Origin of the sequence: Hoyosella levis (assembly GCF_026008515.1) — a bacterium.
Taxonomy (GTDB): Bacteria; Actinomycetota; Actinomycetes; order Mycobacteriales; family Mycobacteriaceae; genus Lolliginicoccus; species Lolliginicoccus levis.
Map to the genome: position 1 here is coordinate 414870 of NZ_BQYM01000001.1, position 23786 is coordinate 438655.

Below are 23786 nucleotides of genomic sequence, written 5' to 3' on the forward strand. Positions count from 1 at the left end.
TGTCACTGCAGCCCTCAGGACACCGTCGCGGCCCGGCGGTCTTGGTGCGTCCCCTGACCCGGAATAGAGTTTAGGTGAGCCTTGCCTCATTTGCAAATGGATCAAGGTAGTGACGCTCATCACACAGCGACCGCGAGGCTCCCCCACCGCAGCCGCACCGACGATGAATGGCTCCGGACCGGGCGGCCCAGCTCCTCGAACGCCCCAAGGAGCGCCCGCGCGCGCCGCAGTGGCACGGCATCATCCACCCCTGCGCGCGCGGGAGCATAGGACGCCATCCCCATCACGGCCTCGCCCACCATCGCCCACAGCCGCGCGGCATTCACCCCGGAGAACCGCGCGATCTCGTTGAGCAACGGATCGAGCGTGGTCTCGCAGCGGTGCGCGACCCACATCAGCAGTGCCGCCTCGCAGGGCAGGGTCCGCACGACCCGCGCTCCCGCAGCGGGGTCCCCGGGCAGCACGCGCAGCATCGGGTCCACCACGCCGGTCCAGTCCACGCCACCGTCCGAGTCATAGTGCAGCCACAGGTTCTCCGTGCCGGGGTCCCAGGCGCGACCCTCCAGAACAAGGAGCGCGACCAGTCGCGCCACCACGGCGTGGATGACCATCGAGGCAACCTGGCCGGTGGCCACGTCGCGCGAGCCGAGCTCACGCAGCGCCCTGCGGTGCATCACTTCCAGGCGGCCCTCCGGGATGGCTGCGCCCAGTGGCCACCACCGGCGCCGTGGCTCGTTGTGCATCCACGTGATCGCGTAGTTGCGCGGATAGTCGACATCGAGCGCGCGCAGCCGCGCCATGCTCTCATGGAATGGCTGGTCGACGCGGGCAGCGAGGCGCCCTTGGACCATCTCCCCCGTAACGGCGCGCGGTATCTGCGTAGGTGTCGCGAAGCCCATTCGTTGCACTCCCCTCCCGCGCCCCGGAACAGGGCGCTCGACAGCGTTCCCGGCCCCGCGAGGAGCCAGCATTGTTAGCGTAACCTAACCACACTGAGGCAAGGCTAAGCTAGTCGCCGCCCGCTTTGCCGCTGAACCGGGAGCGACCGTTTCGCCCAACGGGTTAGGTTCGCGTAACCTAACGGCAGCGCCCGGGGTCGTGGGGCCAGCAGCAATCACCACCTGTCCGTGCCGAAAGCGAGCCGAACCGTGTCGAACACACCGCCCGCGTCCGCGGATCACGCTGCGCTCCCGCGAGCCAGCACCTCCGCGCCGGACCACCTCGGCCGGCAAGCCCCGCTCGATCCTCGCGCGCCCATGTGGAGGCACTTCGTCGCGCACGCCCTCGACCTCCTCATCGCTGCCGCGCCCCTGCTGCTCGGCCTGCTCATCATCGGCAGCCTCAGCGACCAGTCCGGAGGCGGGCAAGCCGACCGGACCGTGTTCGCGATCTTCACCGCGATTGCCACCATCGGGCTCGCGTGGTGGAACCTCGGCTCCAGGGATGGCAACCGGGGCCAGTCCCTGGGCAAGTCCGCGGCCCTTCTCGTCACGAGGGACACCACGACCGGTCGCCCCATCGGGCCGCGTCGCGCCCTCGTCCGCCGCTTCTCCCTCGGCCAGGCTGGCGGCCCCGCCGAGACGATCGACGAGCCAGCCGCCCTCGCCGAGGGCTTCGAGCCCGATCAGCAGGCCCCCACCATCGCCGAGCTACGCCGGCGCCGCCTCCTCGGCCTCGCCGCGCTCGCTATCACGCTCGTGGTCATGGCGCTCGCCAGCATCGCCATCGGAGCACGCCCGCTGTCGCTGCTCGAGATCCAGGGCGCGCTGATCTCCCCCAGCGGCGCGGATACCGACATCATCGTGCGCAGCCTCCGCGTTCCGCGCACGCTCCTCGCCATCACCGTCGGCGTCGCGATCGGCGTGGCCGGCGCGCTGATCCAGGGCCACACCCGCAACCCCCTCGCCGACCCAGGCATCCTCGGCGTCATCCCCGGCGCCGCGTTCGCCGTCGTGCTCGCTGTCTACCTCTTCCGGCTTGGCTCCCCCAGCGAGTACGTGTGGTTCGCCTTCCTCGGGGCCTTCCTTACCACCATCGTTGTCTTTGGACTCGCCTCGATCGGCAAGGGCGGCGCGAGCCCGCTCACCCTGCCCCTCGCGGGCGTCGCCGTGGGCGCCTTCCTCACCGCCATGACCAACGCCATCGTCCTGCTCGACCGCGCGTCCCTCGATGCCTACCGGTTCTGGAACGTCGGTTCCGTCGCGGGACGCGGCCTGGACGTGCTGATCCAGGTCCTGCCGTTCATCGTCATCGGGCTCGCGATCGCGCTGGCCAGCACCCCGGGACTGAACCTGCTGAGCCTCGGCGATGACATGGCCCGCTCGCTCGGCACGAACATCGCGCTGACCCGGATCGCTGGCATTCTCGCGATCACCCTCCTGGCGGGCGCCGCGACCGCGGCGTGCGGTGTCATCGCGTTCCTCGGTCTCGTGGTGCCCCACATCGCGCGCGCGATCACCGGTCCGGACTACAAATGGATCGTTCCCTTCTCTGGCATGTGCGGGGCGATCCTCATCCTCTCCGCCGACGTGCTCGGGCGCATCGTGGTCCGCCCGAGCGAGCTGCAGCTTGGCATCGTGCTCGCGCTCGTCGGCGGGCCGTTCTTCATCGCGCTGGTGCGCCGACGGAAGCTGGTGAGCCTGTGATGCCCAACCCCGCGCCCACCAAGCCCGATACTGCTCCCCGCGATCTCACGAGCTACGTCGATCCCTCGGTCCGCGCCGTTCCCTCGCGCCCCTCCGTGCGCATCGCGGGCACCTCCTTCGTGCTGCGCCCCCGGATGATCATCGTGAGCACGCTGCTCGCGGTGATGATCGTCCTGCTGATGGGAATCAACATCGGCCGGGGCGACTTCCCCCTGTCGCTCCCCGACGTTGCCCGCGTGATCCTCGGCGGCGGGGATCGGCTCGAGCAGTTCATCGTCATGGACCTGCGGCTTCCCCGCTCCCTCGTGGGCGTGGTGGTCGGCTTCGCCCTCGGCCTGGCCGGAGCGATCACCCAATCGCTGACACGCAACGGGCTGGCGAGCCCCGACATCCTCGGCATCAGCGCCGGGGCCTCGGTCACCGCGGTGGCGGTCATCGTGCTGACCGGCGGATCCACGGGGGTCGTGCTCACCGCGCTCGGCTCGGTCGGCCTGCCACTGGCCGCGCTCTTCGGGGGCCTGGTCACGGCGATCGTCCTGTACGCGCTCGCCTGGAAGGGCGGCGTCGATGGATTCCGGCTGATCCTCATCGGCATCGCCATCACCGCGATCTGCCAGGCATTGGTGTACTGGATGCTCATCAAGTCCGACATCAATGACGTCGCGCAGGCGCAGGCCTGGCTTGTTGGCTCGCTCAACGGCCGCGACTGGCGGCACTTCGTCCCGATGCTCGCAGCGACCGCCGCGTTCGGCGGGATCGCCCTGGCCGCGGCATCCAGCGTGAATGTGCTCCGGCTTGGCGACGAGACCGCCCGCGCGCTCGGGGCCCGGGTCAATGGCACGCAAGCCGTGCTGCTGCTCAGCGCGGTCGGCCTCGCCGCCGCGAGCGTCGCCGCGGCGGGCCCGATCGCGTTCGTCGGCCTGATGGCGCCGCAGATGGCCCTGCGGCTGCTGCGCGCCCCGGGGCCGCCGCTGCTCGCTTCCGGGCTGGTCGGCGCGGTCCTGTTGCTGGGCGCCGACATCACCGCCCGCACGATGCTGCCGGTGGAGCTGCCCGCGGGCATCGTCACCGCCGCGATCGGTGGCCCGTTCCTGCTCTACCTCCTCGTCCGCACGAACCGAAAGGTGACAGCATGAGCACGACGGCACGGCTGCACGCCGATAATCTGACGCTCGGCTACGGGGATCGCCTGATCATCGAGGGGCTGGATCTCGAGATCCCGCAGGGCGGGGTGACGACGATCATCGGGCCCAATGGCTGCGGCAAGTCCACCTTGCTCCGCGCGCTCGGCAGGCTGCTCAAGCCGCGCGAAGGCAGCGTCGTCCTCGATGGCCGCTCCATCCATTCGCTGCGCACGAAGGACGTCGCGCGCATGGTGGGGCTGCTGCCGCAGGCCCCGATCGCCCCCGAGGGCCTGGCCGTGGCAGACCTGGTCGCGCGGGGACGCCACCCGCACCAGTCCTGGATGCGCCAGTGGTCCGCGGACGACGAGCACGTGGTGGCCGCCGCCCTCGAGCTGACGGGCATCACCGAGCTCGCTGACCGCCCTGTCGATGAGCTCTCGGGCGGGCAGCGGCAACGCGTGTGGATCTCGATGGCCCTCGCGCAGGGCACGGACATCCTGCTGCTCGACGAGCCCACGACCTATCTGGATCTCTCGCACGCGCTCGATGTCCTCGATCTCGTGGACCGGCTGCACGACGAGATGGGTCGCACCGTGGTGATGGTCCTGCACGACCTCAACCTCGCGGTGCGCTATAGCGATCACCTCGTGGTCATGAAGGCGGGCCGGATCATCGAGTCGGGCACGCCAAAAGATGTGATCACCCCGGCCTTGCTCGAGGAGGCATTCGGCCTGCGCGCGGCCGTCATCGAGGATCCCGCCTCGGATGCCCCGCTGATCGTGCCGATCGGCACGCGGCATGTGCATGCGGGACTCTCCCGCGGCGAGCGCCAAGCGGCCAGGACGTGACCAGCGACGTGACTACGACCACCCGTAGTAGCGGGTGCGGCCTTACTACCAGTAGAATCGGCGGAATGGCAGGTCTTGGAGAACTTGAGCGGGCTGTAATGGATCATCTCTGGTCCGTGCCCGAGCCCCAGACCGTGCGCCAGGTCCACGAAGCACTGTCGCAGCATCGCGCGCTGGCCTACACCACGGTCATGACCGTGCTCCAGCGGCTCGCGAAGAAGAACCTCGTCGCCCAGGAGCGCGAGGAGCGCGCCTACCGGTATGCCCCGGTCAATGCCCGCGAGGAGCTTGTCGCCGAGCTCATGGTCGATGCGCTGAAGCAGGCCGAGGAATCCGGCGGCAGGGCCGCCGCTCTGGTCCACTTCGTCGAGCGCGTCGACCCCACCGAGGCAGATGCGCTCCGCCAGGCCCTTTCCGCGCTCGAGCAGCGCGACCAGCAGGGCAGCGGGCGCTCGCGCGGCCAGCACAAGCGAAACTAGCCCGGTCGGGCTTTCCCGATCGGCCCCCGCGCGGGCACACTGGTAGCACAGCACGCCACACCCCCTGCACCGCCAACGATCGAGGGATGAGCATGATCGGCACGACCGCTATCGCGTTCGCGGTCCTCGCCATCGCGCTCGCCGGACCGATCCCCGCGATGCTGGCCCGCGCGCGCTGGCCGCAGCGCGCGCCCCGTGCCGCTCTGGTCCTCTGGCAGTCCATCGCGCTCGCTGCCGTGCTGTCCGCGTTCAGCTCCGGGCTCGCCATCGCGAGCATGCTGCTCGTGCCCGGGCCCGATGGCCGGCCCACTACCTCGCCCGCCGCGGAGATCGCCGTCCTCGGGCTGCCCCTGTGGCTGCTCTCGGTGGCGGTCTTCGCCCTCACCGTGCTGATCGGTGCGCGCTTGGTCTACAGCACCGTCCGCGTCGCGGTCCGCACGCGCCGGCGCCGCGGCCATCACCGGATGCTGGTCGACCTGCTCAGCAAGGGCGACCCTCGTGTCGCCCACTACACCACCGCTGACCTGCGCGTCCTCGAGCACGCCGAGCCGCTCGCGTACTGCCTTCCCGGCCTGCACCAGCGGGTCGTGGTCAGCGAAGGTGCCCTCGACTCCCTCTCCCCCGTCGAGCTCGAGGCGATCCTCGCGCACGAGCGAGCACACCTGAGGGCCCGTCACGACCTCGTCCTCGAGGCCTTCACCGCTGTGCACGAGGCCTTCCCGCGCGTGGTGCGCAGCAAGTCCGCGCTCGGTTCGGTGCGCCTTCTGATCGAGCTGCTCGCCGATGATGCGGCACTGCACACCACCGGCCCGGCCCCGCTCGCCCGTGCGCTGGTGACCTGCTCCGCGGGAACCGCCCCAGAGGGCGCCATGGCGGCCGGAGGGATCTCCACCCTCCTGCGCGTGCAGAGGCTTACCGGCGAGACACATCACCTGCCCACCGCGATCGCCGCCTACACCACAGCCTCGCTCGTGCTCATCGGCCCCACGATCGCGGTGGCCATGCCGTGGCTCATCGAGCTGTCCCGGCTCTTCGGACAGGTGTCCTGAGCGGCTCCACGCACGCGCGCGCGTCGCGGTCTAAGGTGGATCGAGGACCCGATCCTCCAGCCCGGCATTCGCCAAGTCAGGAGCCCGCATGGTGACCTCGCCTCCCCGCACCGCCCCCATCGGTGTCACCGGTCTCGGCGTGATGGGCGCGAATATCGCGCGCAACCTCGCCCGCCATGCCGATGCGGTGGCCGTGCACAACCGCAGTCCCCAGCGCACCGTCGAGCTGGTCCGCGATCACGCCAGCGACGGAACGTTCCTGGCCGCGGGCACGATCGAGGAGTTCGTGGCATCCCTCGAGAAGCCCCGCCGCGCGCTCATCATGGTCCAGGCCGGGGCCGCCACCGATGCGGTCATCGGGCAGCTCGCCGACGCGATGGATCACGGAGACATCATCATCGACGGCGGCAACTCCCTCTACACGGACACGCGCCGGCGCGAGGCGGAGCTGCGCGAGCGCGGCATCCATTTCGTGGGCTGCGGGATCTCCGGCGGCGAGGAGGGAGCGCTCGAGGGCCCCTCGATCATGCCCGGAGGCTCGGCGGAGGCCTACGACGCCGTTGGCCCGCTGCTCGAATCCATCTCCGCGCACGTCGACGGGACGCCCTGCTGCACCCACATCGGCCCTGATGGCGCCGGCCACTACGTGAAGATGGTGCACAACGGCATCGAGTACGCCGATATGCAGCTCATCGGCGAGGCGTTCCAGCTGATGACCGGCGTCCTGGGCTACAGCCCCGCGCGGTGCGCCGAGGTGTTCGCCGAATGGAACCGCGGCGTGCTCGAGAGCTACTTGATCGAGATCACCGCTGAGGTCCTTGCCCAGGTGGATGCCACCTCCGGCCGCCCGCTCGTGGAGATGATCCTTGATGCCACGGGACAGAAGGGCACCGGGCGGTGGACCGTGAAGTCCGCCCTCGACCTCGGCGTACCGGTCACCGGGATCGCCGAGGCCGTCTTCGCGCGCGCGGTATCCGGGGCCCGTGATCTGCGCGCGGCCGCCACCGGGCTCGCGGGCGGCGAGCTCGCCGCCGACCTCGGGGAGGCGCTGCCGGGCGTGGACGAGCAAGCCTTCCTCGATGACATCCACGCGGCGCTGTATGCCTCCAAGGTGGTGGCCTACGCGCAGGGCTTCAACCAGCTCACCGCTGGCAGCGAAGAATACAAGTGGTCGCTGCGCCCCGGCGATCTCGCGACGATCTGGCGTGGCGGCTGCATCATTCGCGCGCAGTTCCTGGGCCGCATCCGCGAGGCCTACGATGCGGACCCGGCCCTGCCCAGCCTGCTGCTCGATCCCTATTTCCGGGATGCCGTGGAAGGCGCCACCGGCAGCTGGCGGCGCGTGGTCGCCGCCGCCGCATTGATGGGCGTGCCAGTGCCTGGCTTCGCGTCGGCGCTGGCCTACTACGACAGCGTGCGGGCCGACCGGCTCCCCGCGGCGCTGCTGCAGGGCCTGCGAGACTTCTTCGGCGCCCACACATACGAGCGCATCGACAAGCCCGGCCATTTCCATACCCTGTGGGGCGGCGACCGCAGCGAGACCCTCGCCGACTAGCGCAGTATCGATCCGGCACCCCTCCCCAGGAGGCAGCCGCAGGAGGCAGCGATGCGATACCTCGACGGACGGCAACCTAGCCATGACCTCACCTACGACGATGTCTTCCTCGTGCCCCGGCGCGGCGACGTCGCTTCCCGCTTCGATGTGGACCTCTCCACCACCGATGGTTCCGGCACCACGATCCCCATCGTGGTGTCGAACATGACCGCGGTTTCGGGGCGACGCATGGCCGAGACCGTGGCCAGGCGCGGCGGGCTCGTCGTGCTGCCACAGGACCTGCCGATGCCCGCTGCAGCGGAGACCATCGAGTTCGTCCACTCCCGGCACCACGTGGCCGATACGCCCATCATGCTCTCGGCCGATCAAGCGGTCTACGACGGGCTCGCGCTCATCACCCGCCGGGCGCACGGCGCCGCCGTGGTCACCGAGGCGGGCCGTCCCGTTGGCCTGCTGACTCCCCGCGCGTGCGAGGGCGTGGACCGGTACACCCGCATCGGTGATGTCATGGCCACCAGCTTCATCACGGCCAGCGAGCGCACCGCTGCGCGCGACGTGTTCGATCACCTCGCCGCCGCGCACGAGGATGTCGCGGTGATCGTGGATGACGCCGGGCTCGTGGTGGGGATGCTGACCAGGCAGGGCGCGCTCCGCGCCGGGCTGTACGAGCCGAACACCAATGCGCGCGGGGAGCTACGCATCGCGGCCGCCGTGGGCATCAATGGCGATGTGGCGGCCAGGGCCCGGTCCCTCGTGCACGCGGGGGCGGACCTGCTCGTGATCGACACCGCGCACGGGCACCAGGAGAAGATGCTCGGCGCTGTCGCGGCGATCGCCGATGCAGGCCTCGGGGTGCCCCTCGTCGCCGGCAACGTCGTGACCGCGGAAGGCACCGCTGACCTGCTCGAGGCGGGCGCGACCATTGTCAAGGCAGGCGTTGGACCAGGCGCGATGTGCACCACGCGCATGATGACTGCCGTTGGCCGCCCGCAGTTCTCGGCGATCATCGAGTGCGTCGCCGCCGCGCGCGAGACCGGCGGGCACGTGTGGGCCGATGGCGGGATCCGGCATCCGCGCGATGTCGCGCTCGCCCTCGTCGCGGGCGCGTCGAATGTGATGATCGGCTCCTGGTTCGCCGGCACCTACGAGGCACCCGGCGACCTGCACACCGACAGCGATGGCCTGCCCTACAAGGAGAGCTTCGGCATGGCCTCGAAGCGGGCTGTCGCCGCCCGCACCGCCAGCGACTCCCCCTACGATCGCGCGCGCAAGGCGCTGTTCGAGGAAGGCATCTCCACGTCGCGGATGCATCTCGATCCCGAGCGCCCTGGAGTCGAGGACTTGATCGACCACATCTGCGCGGGAGTGCGCAGCACCTGCACCTATACAGGCGCCCGCACGCTGCCTTCGCTCGCGGAGGACGCGGTAGTGGGGATCCAGTCCGCAGCGGGGTTCGCGGAGGGACGGGCCCGCCCGATCGGCCGGTAGTACGTGTACGTCAGGGCCGATGCGTCGCATTTGTCATTCGTCGCACCAAACGCCGTTATAGGGTAGAGGCATGAAAGGTTTGCTCGCTGGAGTGCTTGCCGCCGTTGTTGCCATCGCGATCGGCGCAGTGCTATACCTCGTCCTCGTCGATACTTCGGAATCGACGGAAATGCCGCAGGAAAGCCTCACTTTCGCCGTGGACGGCTCGCAGCAGACCTGCGCCGACTTCTACGGGGAGACCTGCAACTTCGACGAGCAGTCCGGCTTCAACAACTGGGCGGCCGGCCTCGACAAGTTCGTCGCCGAGCAGCGCCTGGGCTCCTTCGCCCGCGACATCGGGCCCGTGGATACCAGGAAGATCGCCCTCCAGACCTGCATCCTGACGGTGAAGAGCGGCAAGACCATCGACGATCTCGTCGCCTACGTCCGGCAGATGCACCCCGACGCCACCACCGCTCAGGTGTTCCCCATCTGGAACGCGGCCCGCTGGCACCTCTGCCCCCTTCCTCGCTAGGTCCGGGGCCTCGCTCGGGCTGCTGCCCTGCCAGATCCTCGCCGCTCGCACGCTGCCAGCACCAACTAGCCAGCGCCGGTGCTGCCGGTCCACAATGGTCAGCGTGCGCCGCGCCCCTAATGCTCCCCCCGCAGCGAGCCGTCCCCTTCCCGCCGATGACTGGCAGGCTCGCCAGGCCCGCCATCACGTGCGGGCCGATGCACTGCTCGCACCGCACCGGGCTAGGCAGCAGCGCGGCGAGGCGCATCCCGTCTGGGACTTCCTTTTCACCTACTACAGCCTGCGGCCCGCCCAGCTGCGCCGCTGGCACCCCGGCATCGCCGTCGCCCTCGACAACGCCCCCGGCCATGCGGGCTGGCGCGGCTACGAGTCCGACGAGCGCGGCCTGACCCAGGTCTCCCCCGCCTTCGTCGAGCACCGCGCGTCCACCGTGCGCTTCGTCCTCGCGCTGATCGAGCACACCACGGCCCGCCCCGCCCGCCTGTCCTGCTTCGGCCTGCACGAGTGGGCCATGGTGTACCGCGCGAGCCCCGACGACGTGCGGCATGCCCGGTTGCCGCTCCGGCTCGGCCATGCCGGAACCGATGCCGTGGTCGAGTCGATGCCGCTGCGCTGCACTCACGTCGACGCGTTCCGGTTCTTCACCGAGGACGCCCGGCCCCTCAATGACCAGGTGCTCTCCCGCGCCGACCAGCTCCGCACGGAGCAGCCCGGCTGCGTGCACGCCAGCATGGACCTGTACAAATGGTGCTACAAGCTGCTGCCCATTACCTCCTCGGACCTGCTGCTCGACTGCTTCGAGCTAGCCCTCGCGGCGCGCGAGATCGATATGCGCGCGAGCCCGTACGACCTCTCCGGCCACGGCCTCCCACCGATCGAGGTCGAGACGCCGCGCGGGCGCGCCGAGTACGTCCGTCTCCAGCAATGGCTCGCCGAGCGCGCCGCTCCCGTGCGCGAGCGCATCGCCGTGGCCTGCCAGACGGCGCTCGCTACCCTCGAGCCATCCTGACCAGCCAGGCCTGCCTGCCGCGTTGGCACGGATCGGCGATAGCGTGGTTGGAGCACTGCCGTGCGGGTAGCCTAAAGTGGTTGCAGGGCTGCCGCACCGAGCCGGCGCCCGCATTGCTGTGCGCATGCGTGACACGAATTTCCAAAGAAGCGAGGCGATGAATGACTGAGCGCGTGAACGTCGGCAGCCTGCAGGTTGCCAAGGTTCTGTACGACTTCGTGGTGGAGGAAGCCATCCCCGGGACCGGCGTAGACGTCGACGCGTTCTGGGCGGGCGCCGAATCCGTGATCAACGATCTCGCCCCCACCAACAAGGACCTGCTCGCCAAGCGCGATGAGCTGCAAGCCACCATCGACACCTGGCACCAGGAAAACAAGGACACCTTCGACGCCGCCACATACAAGTCGTTCCTTTCCGACATCGACTACCTGCAGCCCGCTCCGACCGACTTCACCGTCTCCACCTCTGGCGTGGACGAGGAGATCGCCGAGACCGCTGGTCCGCAGCTCGTCGTTCCCGTCACCAACGCCCGGTTCGCCATCAATGCGGCAAACGCCCGCTGGGGATCCCTCTACGACTCCCTCTACGGCACCGACGTGATCCCCGAGGATGACGGCGCGGAGAAGGGCAGCGGCTACAACAAGGTCCGCGGCGACAAGGTCATCGCCTACGCGCGCGAAGTCCTCGACCAGGCTGCCCCGCTCGCCGAGGGCTCCCACGTCGGCTCCACCAAGTACGCCATCGCGGATGGCAAGCTCGCGGTCACTCTCGCCGACGGCTCCACCAGCGGACTCGCCGCCAGCGCTAGCTTCCTCGGCTACACCGGCGATGCGAGCAACCCGGCGTCGCTGCTCATCAAGCACAATGGGCTGCACGCCGAGATCCTCATCGATCCCGAGAGCCCAGTTGGCTCGACCGACGCCGCAGGTGTCAAGGACGTCGTCCTCGAGTCCGCCCTCACCACCATCATGGACTTCGAGGATTCCGTCGCCGCCGTCGACGCGGAGGACAAGACCAACGGCTACCGCAACTGGCTCGGCCTGATGAAGGGCGACCTCTCCGAGGACGTCAGCAAGGGTGGCAAGACCTTCACCCGCGTGATGAACCCTGACCGCGAGTACACCACCCCGGACGGGCGCACCCTGTCCCTGCCCGGTCGCTCGCTGCTGTTCGTCCGCAACGTCGGCCACCTGATGACCACCGACGCGATCCTCGACGCCGACGGCAACGAGATCCCCGAGGGCATCCTCGACGGCCTCATCACCTCGCTGGCCGGGCTGCACAGCCTGCGGGGCGACTACCCGCTGAAGAACAGCCGCACCGGCTCGCTCTACATCGTCAAGCCCAAGATGCACGGTCCCGAAGAGGTCGCGTTCACCGTCGAGCTGTTCCGCCGCACCGAGCAGATCCTCGACCTCCCGGAGAACACCCTCAAGGTCGGCATCATGGACGAGGAGCGCCGCACCAGCGTCAACCTGCGCACCTGCATCGAGGCCGCCCAGGAACGCGTCGTCTTCATCAACACCGGGTTCCTCGACCGCACCGGCGACGAGATCCACACCTCCATGGAGGCGGGCGTCGTGGTGCCCAAGGCCGACCAGAAGTCGCAGAAGTGGTTCACCGCCTACGAGGACAACAACGTCGACGCCGGCCTGTCCACGGGCCTCACTGGCCACGCCCAGATCGGCAAGGGCATGTGGGCCATGACCGACCTGATGTCGGCGATGGTCGAGCAGAAGGCCGGTCAGCTCAAGCAGGGCGCCACCACCGCGTGGGTTCCTTCCCCCACCGCCGCCACCCTGCACGCCATGCACTACCACCAGGTCGATGTGTTCGCCGAGCACATCGAGCTGAAGAAGCGCGAGCAGGCCAGCATCGATGACCTGCTCACCATCCCTCTCGCCGACGATGCCGGTTCCTGGGACGCTGCCGTCGTCGCCCGCGAGGTCGACAATAACTGCCAGTCCATACTCGGCTACGTGGTCCGCTGGATCGACCATGGCGTCGGCGTCTCCAAGGTCCCCGACATCAACGATGTCGCCCTCATGGAGGACCGTGCCACGCTTCGCATCGCCAGCCAGACCCTCGCGAACTGGCTGCGCCACGGCATCATCACCACCGATCAGGTGAACGAGAGCCTGCAGCGCATGGCCGAGGTCGTCGATCGCCAGAACGCCGGCGACAGCAACTACAAGCCGATGGCACCGGGCTTCGAGGGCAACATCGCCTTCGAGGCGGCCCGCGAGCTCATCCTCGAGGGCACCAAGCAGCCGAGCGGCTACACCGAGCCGATCCTGCACCGCCGCCGCCGCGAGTACAAGGCCGCCAACGCCTGACCACCGCTAGCGGGCACCACCTAGTATCGAGGGCGGGAGCTCCCCACACGGGGAGGTCCCGCCCTCGCTCGTTCAGGATCGGGAACCAGCATGTTGCTCTTCCTCGCCATCACTGCGCTGCTGATCGGCGCGATCCACCTCTGGCTGCACCACGCCCTGCTTTCCGCTACCCGCCTCGGGCCTCGGACCACTCGCCTCGGACGGATCATCCTGGCCGCTCTATGGGCCGCGGCCATCGCCAGCCTCGCCGTCGGCATCCATATACCCACGAGCTGGGGGCGCCCCATCGGCTACATCGGCGGCATCTGGTTCGCGGTGCTGTTCTACCTCGTGCCCGCCCTGATCCTGATCGCGCTCGCCGCAGGCCTGGCCCGGGCCACCCGCATCGATGCCAGCCGCATCATGGGAGCCCGCCGCGCCGCCACCGCCCTCGTGCTCGTCACAGTGCTCGCCGTGTGCGGCTGGGGAACCTGGAACGCGCACCACCCCTCCGTCCGCGAGGCGCGCATCGCCGTGCCCGGGCTGCCGACGGGATTCGACGGCACCCGAATCGCGCTCGTCGCCGACCTGCACCTCGGGCCCGCCCTCGGCGAGGAGTTCGCCCGCACCGTCACCGAACTAATCAACGAGCAGGATCCTGACCTCATCCTCGTCGGCGGCGACCTCATCGACGGAACCATCGCCAAGGTCGGGCCCGCCACCGCGCCACTCGCGGCCCTCCGCGCGCCACTCGGCGTGCACGTCGTCAGCGGCAACCACGAGTACTACGCCGACGATGCCGACGCCTGGCTCGACCACTTCGCGACGCTCGGCATGAACACGCTGCGCAACCAGCGCATCGAGCTGGACCGCGGTGGTGACACCATCGATCTCGCTGGGGTCAACGACTACGACGCGCCCCCGCCACGCCCTGCCGACCTCGGTGCCGCGCTCGAAGGCCGCGACCCCGAGCGCACCCTGCTGCTGCTAGCCCACCAGCCCCGGCATATCACTGCGGCCGCCGCGGCAGGCGTGGAGGTCCAGTTCTCCGGCCACACCCACGGCGGGCAGCTCTGGCCCTTCGGCTACCTCGTCGCGCTCACGCAGGACGTCGCCATCACCGGGCTCGACGTCCTCGCCGGTGACGCTGCGGGGGACGGTGATGCTGCGGGGGACGGTGACGGGCACGGCACGCAGATCTACACCACCTCGGGCGCGGGCGCGTGGGGGCCACCAGTGCGCGTCGGCACTACGCCGGAGATCGTGATCATCGAGCTCGTCCGCGAGTAGGCCTGGCTGGATCTGGCTGGATCTGGCTGGGTCTGGCTGGGTCGGCCCGCGTCGCAAACGCGATAGAAACCGCGGGAATCGCAGGTCGGTTTCTATCGCGTTTGACAGCTTCTATCGCGTTTGGCACTGGGAGCGCGCCCGGCACCGACGCTGGGAGCGCCCGGCACCGGCACCCCGGACCCAGCCCGCCTGCCTGCCACCTACGCCTGGTACGCCTCGAGCGGCGGGCAGGAGCAGACGAGGTTGCGGTCACCGAACGCGCCATCGATGCGCCGGACGGCGGGCCACACCTTCGGCCGGTTACCGATCCCGGCCGGGTAGGCGGCGATCTTGCGATCGTAGGGGTGGTTCCACTCCTCGACGAGGCATTCGGCGGTGTGGGGGGCGCCGCGCAGCGGGTTGTCATCGACGGGCCATTCGCCGGAGCCGACGCGGTCGATCTCCTTGCGGATGGCGATCATGGCGTCGCAGAACGCGTCGAGCTCGGCGAGGTCCTCGCTCTCGGTGGGCTCGACCATGAGCGTGCCGGGCACGGGGAAGCTCATGGTGGGCGCGTGGAAGCCGTAGTCGGCGAGGCGCTTGGAGACATCGTCGATGGTGACGCCGGTGGCCTTGCTCAGCGGCCGCACGTCAAGGATGCACTCGTGGGCAACCATGCCGCTATCGCCGGTGTAGAGGACGGGGAAGTACTCGTCGAGGCGCCGGGCGAGGTAGTTGGCGGACGCGATGGCGGTGAGGGTGGCGCGGCGCAGCCCGGTGGTGCCCATCATGCGCATGTACGCCCAGCTGATGGGCAGGATGGACGCGGACCCGTAGGGGGCCGCGGAGATAGTGGGCCCGTTGCCGAGCTCGGGGGCGAGGGGGTGGCCGGGCAGGAACGGCGCGAGGTGCTCGCGGACGGCGACGGGACCGACGCCTGGGCCACCGCCGCCGTGGGGGATGCAGAAGGTCTTGTGCAGGTTGAGGTGGCTGACATCGCCGCCGAAATGGCCGGGGCGGGCGACACCAACGAGCGCGTTGAGGTTGGCGCCATCGACGTAGACCTGTCCGCCGGCATCATGCACGGCGCCGCAGATGTCGCGGATGTCGTGCTCGAAAACGCCGTGCGTCGAGGGGTAGGTGATCATGATCGCGGCGAGCGATCCAGCGTGCGCGGCGATCTTCGCGCGCAGGTCGTCGAGGTCGACATCGCCGTTGTCGCGGCACTTCACGACGACGACGCGCATTCCGGCCATCACCGCGGACGCGGCATTGGTGCCGTGGGCGCTCGATGGGATGACGCACACGTCGCGATGGGCCTCGCCGCGGGCGTGGTGGTAGCCGCGGATGGCGAGGAGCCCGGCGAGCTCGCCCTGGCTGCCCGCGTTGGGCTGGAGGCTGACGCGATCGTATCCGGTGACCTCGGCGAGCCAGGTCTCGAGGTCACTGATGAGCGCACGGATGCCCTCGGTGTCCTCGTTCGGCGCGAAGGGATGCAGGCCAGAGAACTCGGGCCAGGTGATGGCTTCCATCTCGCTGGTGGCATTGAGCTTCATGGTGCAGGAGCCGAGCGGGATCATGCTGCGGTCGAGCGCGATGTCCTTGTCGGCAAGCGACCGAAGGTAGCGCAGCATGGCGGTCTCGGTGCGGTAGAGGTGGAAGGCCGGGTGGGTCAGGTAATCGGTGGTGCGGGCGAGCTGGGCCGGGACGGCGGACGCGCCCTGCTTCCCGGCATCCGCAGCGCCGGAACCGCGAGCACCGAACGCGGTGGCGACGGTGTCGATGTGGGCCGCGGTGGTGGCCTCGTCGCAGGAGATGCCGAGGTGGTCGGCATCGATCAGCCGGAGGGTGATTCCCTGGGCCCGCGCTGCCTCGTGGATGGCGGCGGCGCGACCGGGAACGCGGGCGAGGATGGTGTCGAAGAAGTGCGCGTGCACGATCTCCGCGGACCCGGAGGCAGTCAGGCGCGCGGCCAGGGTGGCCGTGTGCGAGGCAACCCGGTTGGCGATGGCGCGCAGGCCCTCGGGTCCGTGGTAGGAGGCGTAGCTGGCGGCCATCACGGCGAGGAGCACCTGAGCGGTGCAGATGTTGGAGGTGGCCTTCTCGCGGCGGATGTGCTGCTCGCGGGTCTGCAGCGCGAGGCGGTAGGCGAGGTTTCCGTCGGCGTCCTTGGACACCCCGACGAGGCGTCCGGGGAGCTGCCGGGCGTGGGCCTGGCGGGTGGCGAGGTATCCGGCGTGGGGTCCACCGAATCCCATCGGGACGCCGAAGCGCTGGGTGGTGCCGAAGACCGCGTCGGCGCCCATCTCGCCTGGTGGCGTAGCGAGGGTGAGCGCGAGCAGGTCGGCCCCGGCGGCGACGAGCGCGCCCCGGTCGTGGGCGGCGGCGAAAGTGCTGGTCCAGTCGTGGAGGCGGCCGCTCGCGGCGGGCGCCTGGACGAGGATGCCGAAGAACTCCCCATCGGGAAGCCCGGCGGTCAGGTCGGTGTGGACGAGGTCGATGCCCAGCGGCTCGGCACGGGTCTCGAGCACGGCGCGGGTCTGGGGAAAGATGTCGGTATCAACGACGAAGCGGGGCGACTTCGAGCGGGAGGCGCGGCGCAGCATGGTCATGGCCTCGGCCGCGGCGGTGGCCTCGTCGAGCAGGGACGAGTTCGCCATGTCCATGCCAGTGAGGTCGGCGACCATGGTCTGGAAGTTCAGCAGCACCTCGAGGCGACCTTGGCTGATCTCGGGCTGGTACGGGGTGTAGGCGGTGTACCAGGCGGGGTTCTCGAGGATATTGCGCACCAGCACGGGCGGGGTGAGGGTGGTGTAGTAGCCGAGCCCGATCATGGAGGTGGTGACGGTATTGCGCGCGGCGAGGGCGCGCAGCTCCGCGTGGACCTCATGCTCGCTGGCGGCATCATGCTGCGCATTGGCGAACGCCGCATCGAGGATGTCGCCGGGCACCGCCTTGGCGGCGAGCTGATCGAGGGAATCGACTCCGATGACGGACAGGATGTGGTCGAGCGCATCATTGCTGATACCGATGTGGCGATCAGCGAATCCATTTGGGGTGGAGTCGATCACGGGTGCTCCTCGGGGCCGGGCAAGGCATTGCCTTGGTGTGGTCCTCCCCCTCTGTCGCTGCCCGTGCGGGCGCCTGAGAGATTCAGCGCGGGCGCGCTTTTCCCCGTGGGCGGGTGGCCTGGCCACCACTTTCCAGAGGCGTCGCAGCTCGTGCGGTCCCGGGTGCCTGAGAGATTGACGGAGAGGTGTTGCTCCTTCGGCGCCCCGCGCAGCTTGGCAGCTGCAGCAGGGTCTCTCCCGCACGGCATCGACGCGCCCCTAGCTTACTGGGTGCGGCCGGATCGAACGAACCTGGTGCAGCTAGCCGATCTTGCGGGCGCGGTTGCGGCGGCGGGAAGCGAGCTCATCCTCGAACGTGACGACGGTCTCGCCGGTCTCGACGACATCCGTATGCTCGCCGGGGAACTCGGCGATCTTGCCCGTGAGCTCGCGCATGGCGCCACCGACAGCGATTCCGAACACTCCCTGGCCGCCCTGGAGCAGATCAACGACCTCTTCGGGTGAGGCGCACTCGTAGACGGTGGTGCCATCGGAGAAGAGGGTGACGTTCGCGAGGTCGGCCACTCCACGCTTGCGGAGGTGCTCGACGGCGATGCGGATGTTGTGCAGCGAGATGCCAGTATCGAGCAGGCGCTTGACGATCTTGAGGACAAGCATGTCCTTGAACGAGTAGAGGCGCTGGCTGCCCGAGCCCGCAGCACCACGGATCGAGGGCTGCACGAGGCCGGTGCGGGCCCAGTAGTCAAGCTGCCGATAGGTGATCCCGGCGATCTGGCAGGCGGTGGGCACGCGGTAGCCGACGAGCTCGTCGGGAACCGAGTCATCCGGGAACAGCCCCGGCTGAACGGGTTCAGCTGGAATTGATCGGGGTGTCGCGTGCGCGCTCCGTTGTCCCTTCAGTTCTTCGGCCACGGATATCTCCCTCTCGCCGGATCCATCGCGCTGGGTGCCAAGCATTGCCCGGCGCCACGGATGTGGTGGGACCGCGGTGGTCCCCTCAGGGTGGTCGAGGTGCACACTACCGCCCTGAAGCGCTGCGCGTCTTTGCGCCTCGCCGCTTATAGACTACAACTTTGTGAATGCCGGCATGAGATAAATCACACAAATGTAAGAAAGAATCAGAATGGTAACCCTCAACCACGAGTTGAGATTTTTACGATGCGATTCCGATACGCAATTAGCTATCCGGGGACTTGAAGTCATCCGGCGAGACTGAGTCAAGGAACTCCTTGAACTTCTCGACCTCGTCCTCCTTCTCGTCCGGAATGACCAGGCCTGCTTCCTCGAGCACAGCCTCTTCCGCGAAGATCGGCACATCCACGCGCAGCGCGATCGCCACCGCATCGGAGGGCCTGGCGGACACGGTCACGTCCTTGTCGAAATGCATCTCGGCGTAGAACGTGCCTTCTTGCAGATCCACGATCCGCACTTCCTTCAGGGAATGCCCCAGGGCGACCAGCACGTCACGGAACAGATCGTGGGTCAGCGGCCGTGCCGGAACCACGCCCTGCTGCTCCAGAGCGATCGACGTAGCCTCGGCCTGCCCGATCCAGATGGGCAGGTAGCGATCGCCATCGACCTCGCGGAGCAGCATCACTGGCTGGTTCTGTGGTTGCTCGACGCGAATACCGATAACGCGAACCTCGCCCATGTCAACCGCCTCTCCTGTGCACGTTCGGCTCTGGAACGGAGCGCTACCACCAAGTCTATGGGAACGCAGGGATGCTAGCCGCACGGGCATCGCAGCCATTCGTCATGCTCGCGCTGCCCGCCTAGTGCAGCGCGTCCCGCGCCGCGGACTTCAGGAGCGCGGCGTGCGCGGTGACGAGCAGAGAGCAGAGCTCCAGGATCATCTCTTCCGCGCGATCACGGGCGCCTTCCTCGCGCCCACGCGCTATCGGGCTCGCGATCTGCGCCAGCAGGTCGGCCTGCCGCTCGGCAGCCATCCGGAACGACCGCAGGTGCCGGGCATCGATGCCAAACTCCGCCATCGACTTCGCGGCCCGCACCAGGGCCACCGCATCCGCATCGAAGTAGCCGGCGGTTCCGGCCTTGACATAGCCGACCGCGATAATGCCATCGAGGAACTTCTCGTCGGCGCCCGTGCGCCGCAGCAGCTCCGTGCGGCTCACCCTCGACGACGACTCCCCCGCATCAAGGCCCAGCCCATCGCTGGAGGCAAACGAGCGCGGCAGCCGGACGACAGGGCCCTCCGGAGTGGATCCCCGATCAATAGCATCGAGTTGCTCACGGATCACCTTGAGCGGCAGGTAGTGATCCCGCTGCGCGGTGAGGATGAAGCGCAGCCGGTCACAGTCCGCCGCGCCGAACCGCCGGTATCCCGACGGGGTGCGCTGCGGGCTGATCAAGCCCTCGGACTCCAGGAAGCGGATCTTGGAGATCGTGACATCAGGAAAATCGGGGCGAAGCTGATCCAGCACCGCCCCGATCGATAGCCCTGAGCTCTGCAGGGGATTTCCCGCTGCGGTCACTGGCTGCCTGCCCCCGGGGCCTGCTCCTCCGATCCCGCGGGCTTCGGGCCGGAAAGGAAGACAAGCCGGAACTTGCCGATCTGGACCTCGTCACCGTTGGCCAGGACTGCGGAGTCGACCGGCTCGCGGTTGACGTAGGTGCCGTTGAGGCTGCCCACATCGACGACCTGGAAGGCATTGTTCTCCCGTCGGAACTCCGCATGCCGGCGGCTGACGGTGACGTCGTCGAGGAAGATGTCGCTGTCTGGATGGCGGCCCGCCGAAGTCGTCGCTTCGTCAAGGAGGAAGCGCGAACCGGCATTGGGGCCACGCTTGACCACCAGCAGCGCCGATCCGGCCGGTAGGCTCTCTATGCCGGAAACCTGCGGCTCAGGAGCGTGACCGGCGGCATCGAGCTCGCGCAGAAAATCCGCGCGGAATACCGAGGTGGTCTCCGCCGACGCACCCTCGAAGGCCGGATTGTTCTGGTTGTCGCTCACCGTATCTCCTCTTTCTACTTGCCTTTGTGGCACCACGACCGAGTGTCGCGCAGGTCGGGGCTCCGTACAAGCCCACGACCGTGTTCCGCTGTCTCACAGTTCCGCTGCACAAACCCCGACTGCCGATCCGGCCCATGGTGTCGCGGGCCCGCCGACGCTAGGTTCGACCGTACCTTGTTGGCGCGGCCATGCGGAGCGCTTGCGCGAGTTTTCCGTGATCCTCAGCGAAACTTAATCCGAACAGTACTTGGGGGATCTCACTCGTCACCACTGATCTCGCGGTACTCGTCCGCGCCAAGCATCCCGGCGAGCTCCTCATCGAGCGAGCCCGCGTCGGCCACGTCGATCTCGACGAGCCAGCCGCCCTCGTAGGGGTCCGTGTTGACCAGCTCCGGGGAGTCGCTGAGGGCCTCGTTGAGCGCGGAGATGGTGCCGGTGAGCGGCGCGAAGATGTCGGAGACGCTCTTCGTCGACTCGACCTCGCCGAATGGCTCCCCCGTGGTCACCTCGTCCCCGACCTCGGGGAGCTGCACGAACACCACATCGTTGAGCTGGCGCTGCGCGTAGTCCGTGATGCCGATACGGACCGTCGATTCCCCCGACTTGCGGACCCACTCGTGCTCGCGGGTATACCGCAGGTCCTCGGGGAGGCTGGCCTCGGTCACTAGCGTCTTCCTTCCATCCACACTATCTGCGTGCATCCGCCGCGCATCGGCCGCGACAGACAAAGGTGCTCGCGCTATCGTCCGGTCAGGGCCCCCCGGGCCTGGCATGAAGGGGCCCAGGTAGCTCCCGCACGATGTCCACCACGACCTCGTCGCGCTTCTCGATGGTCAACCTACCGCCATTGCGCGCCACCGTGTCGATCGCCCCGCCGGGGATGTCGAGCGCGGCTGCGAGCGTATCAGGATCACCGATCGCGGTGACCACATAGGGAGCAGCGAGCTCGACGCCCTCGGCCACGATCTGCCCGCCGGGGCCAGTGAACCACGTGCTCGTGCCCACGCGCACGCCCGCGCCCCCGCTGCCGGTCACCTGGATCGCCTCCGCGCCCGCGGCACGCAGCTCCTGCACCTGATCGAGCAGCACCTCGGCACCGACCGCGCTGCTCGGGTCCCGGATGATCAGCACCACTCCGGGACCGCGCGCAGCGACGATCCCCGCCTGGATGGCCAGCGCGTCGCGCTGAGCGAGCGCCTGCTCGAGGGCGGCCTCGCCGTCACTGCCCGAGGCGATGATCCCTGCCAGCGTCTCCTCGAGCGCCTCGATCTCCGCCCGGTTCTCCGCCTCGGTCGCGTTGAGCTGGTCGAGCAGCTCGAGGAGGTCCTGCTGCCGCATCCCGTCAAGGACATCATCGCTACCGGCGGTGCGCACCTGCGCGGTGATCGCCACCCCCAGCACGACGCAGAACACGACAGCAAGAATGGAGAACACGGCCTTGCGACCGCGCCTGCGTTGCCGGGCAGCGCGGTCAGGCACCGAACACCCCGCGGCGGATCGAGGCGGCGTTTCCAAAGATGCGAATACCGAGTACCACGAGAACTGCCGTGGACAATTGCGCGCCCACCCCGAGAAGATCCCCGAGATACACGAGCAGTGCCGCGACGGTCACGTTGAACAGGAATGACACCACGAAGACCTTGGAATCGAAGAGGCCATCGAAATACGCCCGCAGGCCGCCGAAGAGCGCGTCGAGCGCGGCCACCACGGCGATCGGCAGGTAGGGCTGCACGCCGACGGGAACCTCGGGGCTGAGGTAGACCCCGAGCACCACTCCGGCTATGAGGGCGATAACACCGATCACGGTGCCTCCTTCTGCTGAGCGACCCGCATCTCCCGGACGGAGGCGCCTGGTAGCTCGAGGTGGTCGGCGTCACGGACCGCGAACCCGATCCCATAGAGCTGGCCCAGCCCCGACATGCGCACATAGGCGCCGCTGGCGATGAACGACGACTGCAGCCGTCGTGGCTCCCCGATCGCGGCGATGACATAGGGCTCGCTGATGACGTGGTTGTCCACCAGGATGGCACGGCCAGCCTGGCGTATGGCGGTATGCGCGCCGATGCGCACGCCATCCACTGAGATGGCCTCCGCCCCCGCTGCCCACAGGGCGTTCACCACGATCTGCAGGTCCCGGTCGAGCAGGGTATTGCGGCTGGCACCAACACGGTCGGTGCCCGTGATGGATCTCTGGCCGACGGGCTCGGCGAGGTCGATCTCGATGCCCGCTCCCTCCACCGGGGTCGCGGCAACAGCATGCTCGATGAGAGCCAGCTCATCGAGGGCTCGGCCCGCCGGGCCCCCGAGTTCAACAAGCCGGGAACGTGATTCTGCGATCTCCGCGGCGAGCTGGTCACGCTCGCTGGCTAGCGCCTCGACCCGGGCGCTCGCCTCCCGCGCCTCGGCGCGCAAGGTGGTCAGCAGCAGCTCGGTATCGGGCGCGCGCTGCTCGGCCCAGCCGCGCGCACCACCCAGCGCGATGCCGATGAGGAACGCACCGATCACCAGCCACGCCACGTCCGCCAGCCGATGCCGACTCTTGCCGTTGTGGCGCTTTCCTCGCCCGCGCGCTGCCGCGTAGCCAGGGTCGAGATGGTCGTTGAGCAGCGCGCGCAGCAGCGAGGGCTGGGGCGAGCGGGGCGCGGGATAGGGCATTGTGCCGTTCGCTAGCGCTCTGCGTGGAGTCGTGGATACGCGCGGACGAGCAGTCGCACCTGCACCACGTACAGCACCATCGTCCACAGGTACAGGAACAGGCCCCAGATGAGCATGGCGTGCCCGATGGGTTCCATGATCGCGGCGAAGGTGCTGGTGCCCTGCGCTGCGAGGATCACGGGGAAGGCATACATGAGGGCGAACGTGGCGGCCTTGCCCAGGTAGGTCACGGGCAGGGAGTCCACGCCGCGGCCCCGCACGAACGGCACCATCGACGCAAGGATGACATCGCGGCCGACCAGCAGCGCGACCACCCACCAGGGAATGAAGTCGCGCCACGCGAACGCGATGGGGATCACGAACATGTAGAGCCGGTCAGCGAGCGGATCGAGGATCGCGCCGAGCTTCGAGGTCTGGTTGAGCAACCGGGCCAGCTTGCCATCGAGCCAGTCGCTGATGCCGCTGAAGATCAGCACCCACAATGCCCAGGCGTCGAGCTGATAGACCAGCAGCAGCACGAGGAATACGGGAACTCCCGCGAGCCGCAGCATGCTGAGGGCGTTGGGGATCGTCCAGATGCGATCGGTGGTGATGGGCGGCTCGGCAGCGAGCTCGTCGATCTCGCGGACGTAATCCTCGGACTTGATCGGCCGCGGGATGCGCTTGGCATACTCCGCGTAGGTCTCGCCCCGGCGACGCATGGGGGGCCGTGATCCCGGCTCGGGCGTCCTCATGTCTGCCACTCTTGCACACCACGCTTCCGACTTGGCAGGCCAGCCTGCGCGGGGCCGCTC

22 protein-coding genes and 1 riboswitch are annotated in these 23786 nt (G+C 68.7%); of the genes, 11 read left to right on the top strand and 11 right to left on the bottom strand.

Going from position 1 to position 23786, the window contains the following annotated elements:
- Positions 1–119: 119 nt before the first annotated feature.
- Positions 120–899, bottom strand: coding sequence for a hypothetical protein (locus tag QC765_RS01885; RefSeq protein ID WP_278312718.1), 780 nt, complete (start codon positions 897–899; stop codon positions 120–122).
- A 357-nt stretch (positions 900–1256) separates the two neighbouring features.
- Here QC765_RS01885 and QC765_RS01890 point away from each other — a divergent pair, with 357 nt between their 5' ends.
- The 11 genes from QC765_RS01890 to QC765_RS01940 all read left to right on the top strand — a co-directional run bounded on the left by QC765_RS01890 (position 1257) and on the right by QC765_RS01940 (position 14316).
- Positions 1257–2645, top strand: coding sequence for a FecCD family ABC transporter permease (locus QC765_RS01890; protein ID WP_278312778.1), 1389 nt, complete (start codon positions 1257–1259; stop codon positions 2643–2645).
- On the top strand, positions 2645–3781 hold the full coding sequence (locus tag QC765_RS01895; RefSeq protein ID WP_373876630.1) for a FecCD family ABC transporter permease: 1137 nt from the start codon (positions 2645–2647) through the stop codon (positions 3779–3781). The genes QC765_RS01890 and QC765_RS01895 overlap by 1 nt, the downstream gene beginning before the upstream one ends.
- Positions 3778–4617, top strand: a complete 840-nt coding sequence (locus QC765_RS01900; RefSeq protein ID WP_278312719.1) for an ABC transporter ATP-binding protein — start codon at positions 3778–3780, stop codon at positions 4615–4617. The genes QC765_RS01895 and QC765_RS01900 overlap by 4 nt, the downstream gene beginning before the upstream one ends.
- 65 nt (positions 4618–4682) lie before the next feature.
- Positions 4683–5096, top strand: a complete 414-nt coding sequence (locus tag QC765_RS01905) for a BlaI/MecI/CopY family transcriptional regulator (protein WP_373876631.1) — start codon at positions 4683–4685, stop codon at positions 5094–5096.
- A gap of 92 nt (positions 5097–5188) precedes the next feature.
- Positions 5189–6145, top strand: a complete 957-nt coding sequence (locus QC765_RS01910) for a M56 family metallopeptidase (RefSeq protein ID WP_278312781.1) — start codon at positions 5189–5191, stop codon at positions 6143–6145.
- Between the two features lie 88 nt (positions 6146–6233).
- Positions 6234–7700 carry an NADP-dependent phosphogluconate dehydrogenase gene (gene gnd, locus QC765_RS01915; protein WP_278312720.1) on the top strand — a complete coding sequence of 489 codons (1467 nt, stop codon included), beginning with the start codon at positions 6234–6236 and terminating at the stop codon, positions 7698–7700.
- Positions 7701–7751: 51 nt separating this feature from the next.
- Positions 7752–9188 carry a GuaB1 family IMP dehydrogenase-related protein gene (locus QC765_RS01920; RefSeq protein WP_278312721.1) on the top strand — a complete coding sequence of 479 codons (1437 nt, stop codon included), beginning with the start codon at positions 7752–7754 and terminating at the stop codon, positions 9186–9188.
- Positions 9189–9258: 70 nt separating this feature from the next.
- Positions 9259–9702 (top strand): hypothetical protein, encoded by a 444-nt coding sequence (locus QC765_RS01925; RefSeq protein ID WP_278312722.1) that lies wholly within the window; start codon positions 9259–9261, stop codon positions 9700–9702.
- 103 nt (positions 9703–9805) lie between these two features.
- Positions 9806–10711 carry a 3-methyladenine DNA glycosylase gene (locus QC765_RS01930; protein ID WP_278312723.1) on the top strand — a complete coding sequence of 302 codons (906 nt, stop codon included), beginning with the start codon at positions 9806–9808 and terminating at the stop codon, positions 10709–10711.
- Between the two features lie 161 nt (positions 10712–10872).
- Positions 10873–13047, top strand: coding sequence for a malate synthase G (locus QC765_RS01935; RefSeq protein ID WP_278312724.1), 2175 nt, complete (start codon positions 10873–10875; stop codon positions 13045–13047).
- A gap of 90 nt (positions 13048–13137) precedes the next feature.
- Positions 13138–14316 carry a metallophosphoesterase gene (locus QC765_RS01940; RefSeq protein ID WP_278312725.1) on the top strand — a complete coding sequence of 393 codons (1179 nt, stop codon included), beginning with the start codon at positions 13138–13140 and terminating at the stop codon, positions 14314–14316.
- A gap of 200 nt (positions 14317–14516) precedes the next feature.
- Here the strand turns inward: QC765_RS01940 and gcvP are convergent, their stop codons facing one another.
- The 10 genes from gcvP to QC765_RS01990 all read right to left on the bottom strand — a co-directional run bounded on the left by gcvP (position 14517) and on the right by QC765_RS01990 (position 23726).
- Positions 14517–17366 (bottom strand): aminomethyl-transferring glycine dehydrogenase, encoded by a 2850-nt coding sequence (gcvP, locus tag QC765_RS01945; RefSeq protein WP_278312726.1) that lies wholly within the window; start codon positions 17364–17366, stop codon positions 14517–14519.
- A gap of 143 nt (positions 17367–17509) precedes the next feature.
- Positions 17510–17616, bottom strand: a riboswitch (glycine riboswitch).
- A gap of 50 nt (positions 17617–17666) precedes the next feature.
- Positions 17667–18323, bottom strand: a complete 657-nt coding sequence (locus QC765_RS01950) for a MerR family transcriptional regulator (protein ID WP_373876632.1) — start codon at positions 18321–18323, stop codon at positions 17667–17669.
- Between the two features lie 220 nt (positions 18324–18543).
- Positions 18544–19017: a bifunctional nuclease family protein gene (locus QC765_RS01955; protein ID WP_278312728.1), complete on the bottom strand. Its 474-nt coding sequence runs from the start codon at positions 19015–19017 to the stop codon at positions 18544–18546.
- Between the two features lie 121 nt (positions 19018–19138).
- On the bottom strand, positions 19139–19858 hold the full coding sequence (gene ftsR, locus QC765_RS01960; RefSeq protein WP_278312729.1) for a transcriptional regulator FtsR: 720 nt from the start codon (positions 19856–19858) through the stop codon (positions 19139–19141).
- Positions 19855–20337 (bottom strand): glycogen accumulation regulator GarA, encoded by a 483-nt coding sequence (gene garA, locus QC765_RS01965; RefSeq protein WP_278312730.1) that lies wholly within the window; start codon positions 20335–20337, stop codon positions 19855–19857. The genes ftsR and garA overlap by 4 nt, the downstream gene beginning before the upstream one ends.
- Before the next feature lie 257 nt (positions 20338–20594).
- Complete coding sequence (gcvH, locus tag QC765_RS01970) at positions 20595–21002, bottom strand: glycine cleavage system protein GcvH (RefSeq protein ID WP_278312731.1); 408 nt, start codon at positions 21000–21002, stop codon at positions 20595–20597.
- 85 nt (positions 21003–21087) lie between these two features.
- On the bottom strand, positions 21088–21816 hold the full coding sequence (locus tag QC765_RS01975) for a DUF881 domain-containing protein (protein ID WP_278312732.1): 729 nt from the start codon (positions 21814–21816) through the stop codon (positions 21088–21090).
- The gene (locus tag QC765_RS01980) at positions 21809–22141 is read right to left on the bottom strand and encodes a small basic family protein (protein WP_278312733.1); all 333 of its coding nucleotides are present in this window, start codon (positions 22139–22141) and stop codon (positions 21809–21811) included. Before QC765_RS01980 ends, QC765_RS01975 begins: the two co-directional genes overlap by 8 nt.
- Entirely contained in the window at positions 22138–22992 is an 855-nt protein-coding gene (locus tag QC765_RS01985) for a DUF881 domain-containing protein (protein WP_278312734.1), read from the bottom strand. Before QC765_RS01985 ends, QC765_RS01980 begins: the two co-directional genes overlap by 4 nt.
- Positions 22993–23003: 11 nt before the next feature.
- Positions 23004–23726 (bottom strand): CDP-alcohol phosphatidyltransferase family protein, encoded by a 723-nt coding sequence (locus tag QC765_RS01990; RefSeq protein WP_278312735.1) that lies wholly within the window; start codon positions 23724–23726, stop codon positions 23004–23006.
- Positions 23727–23786 lie beyond the last annotated feature (60 nt).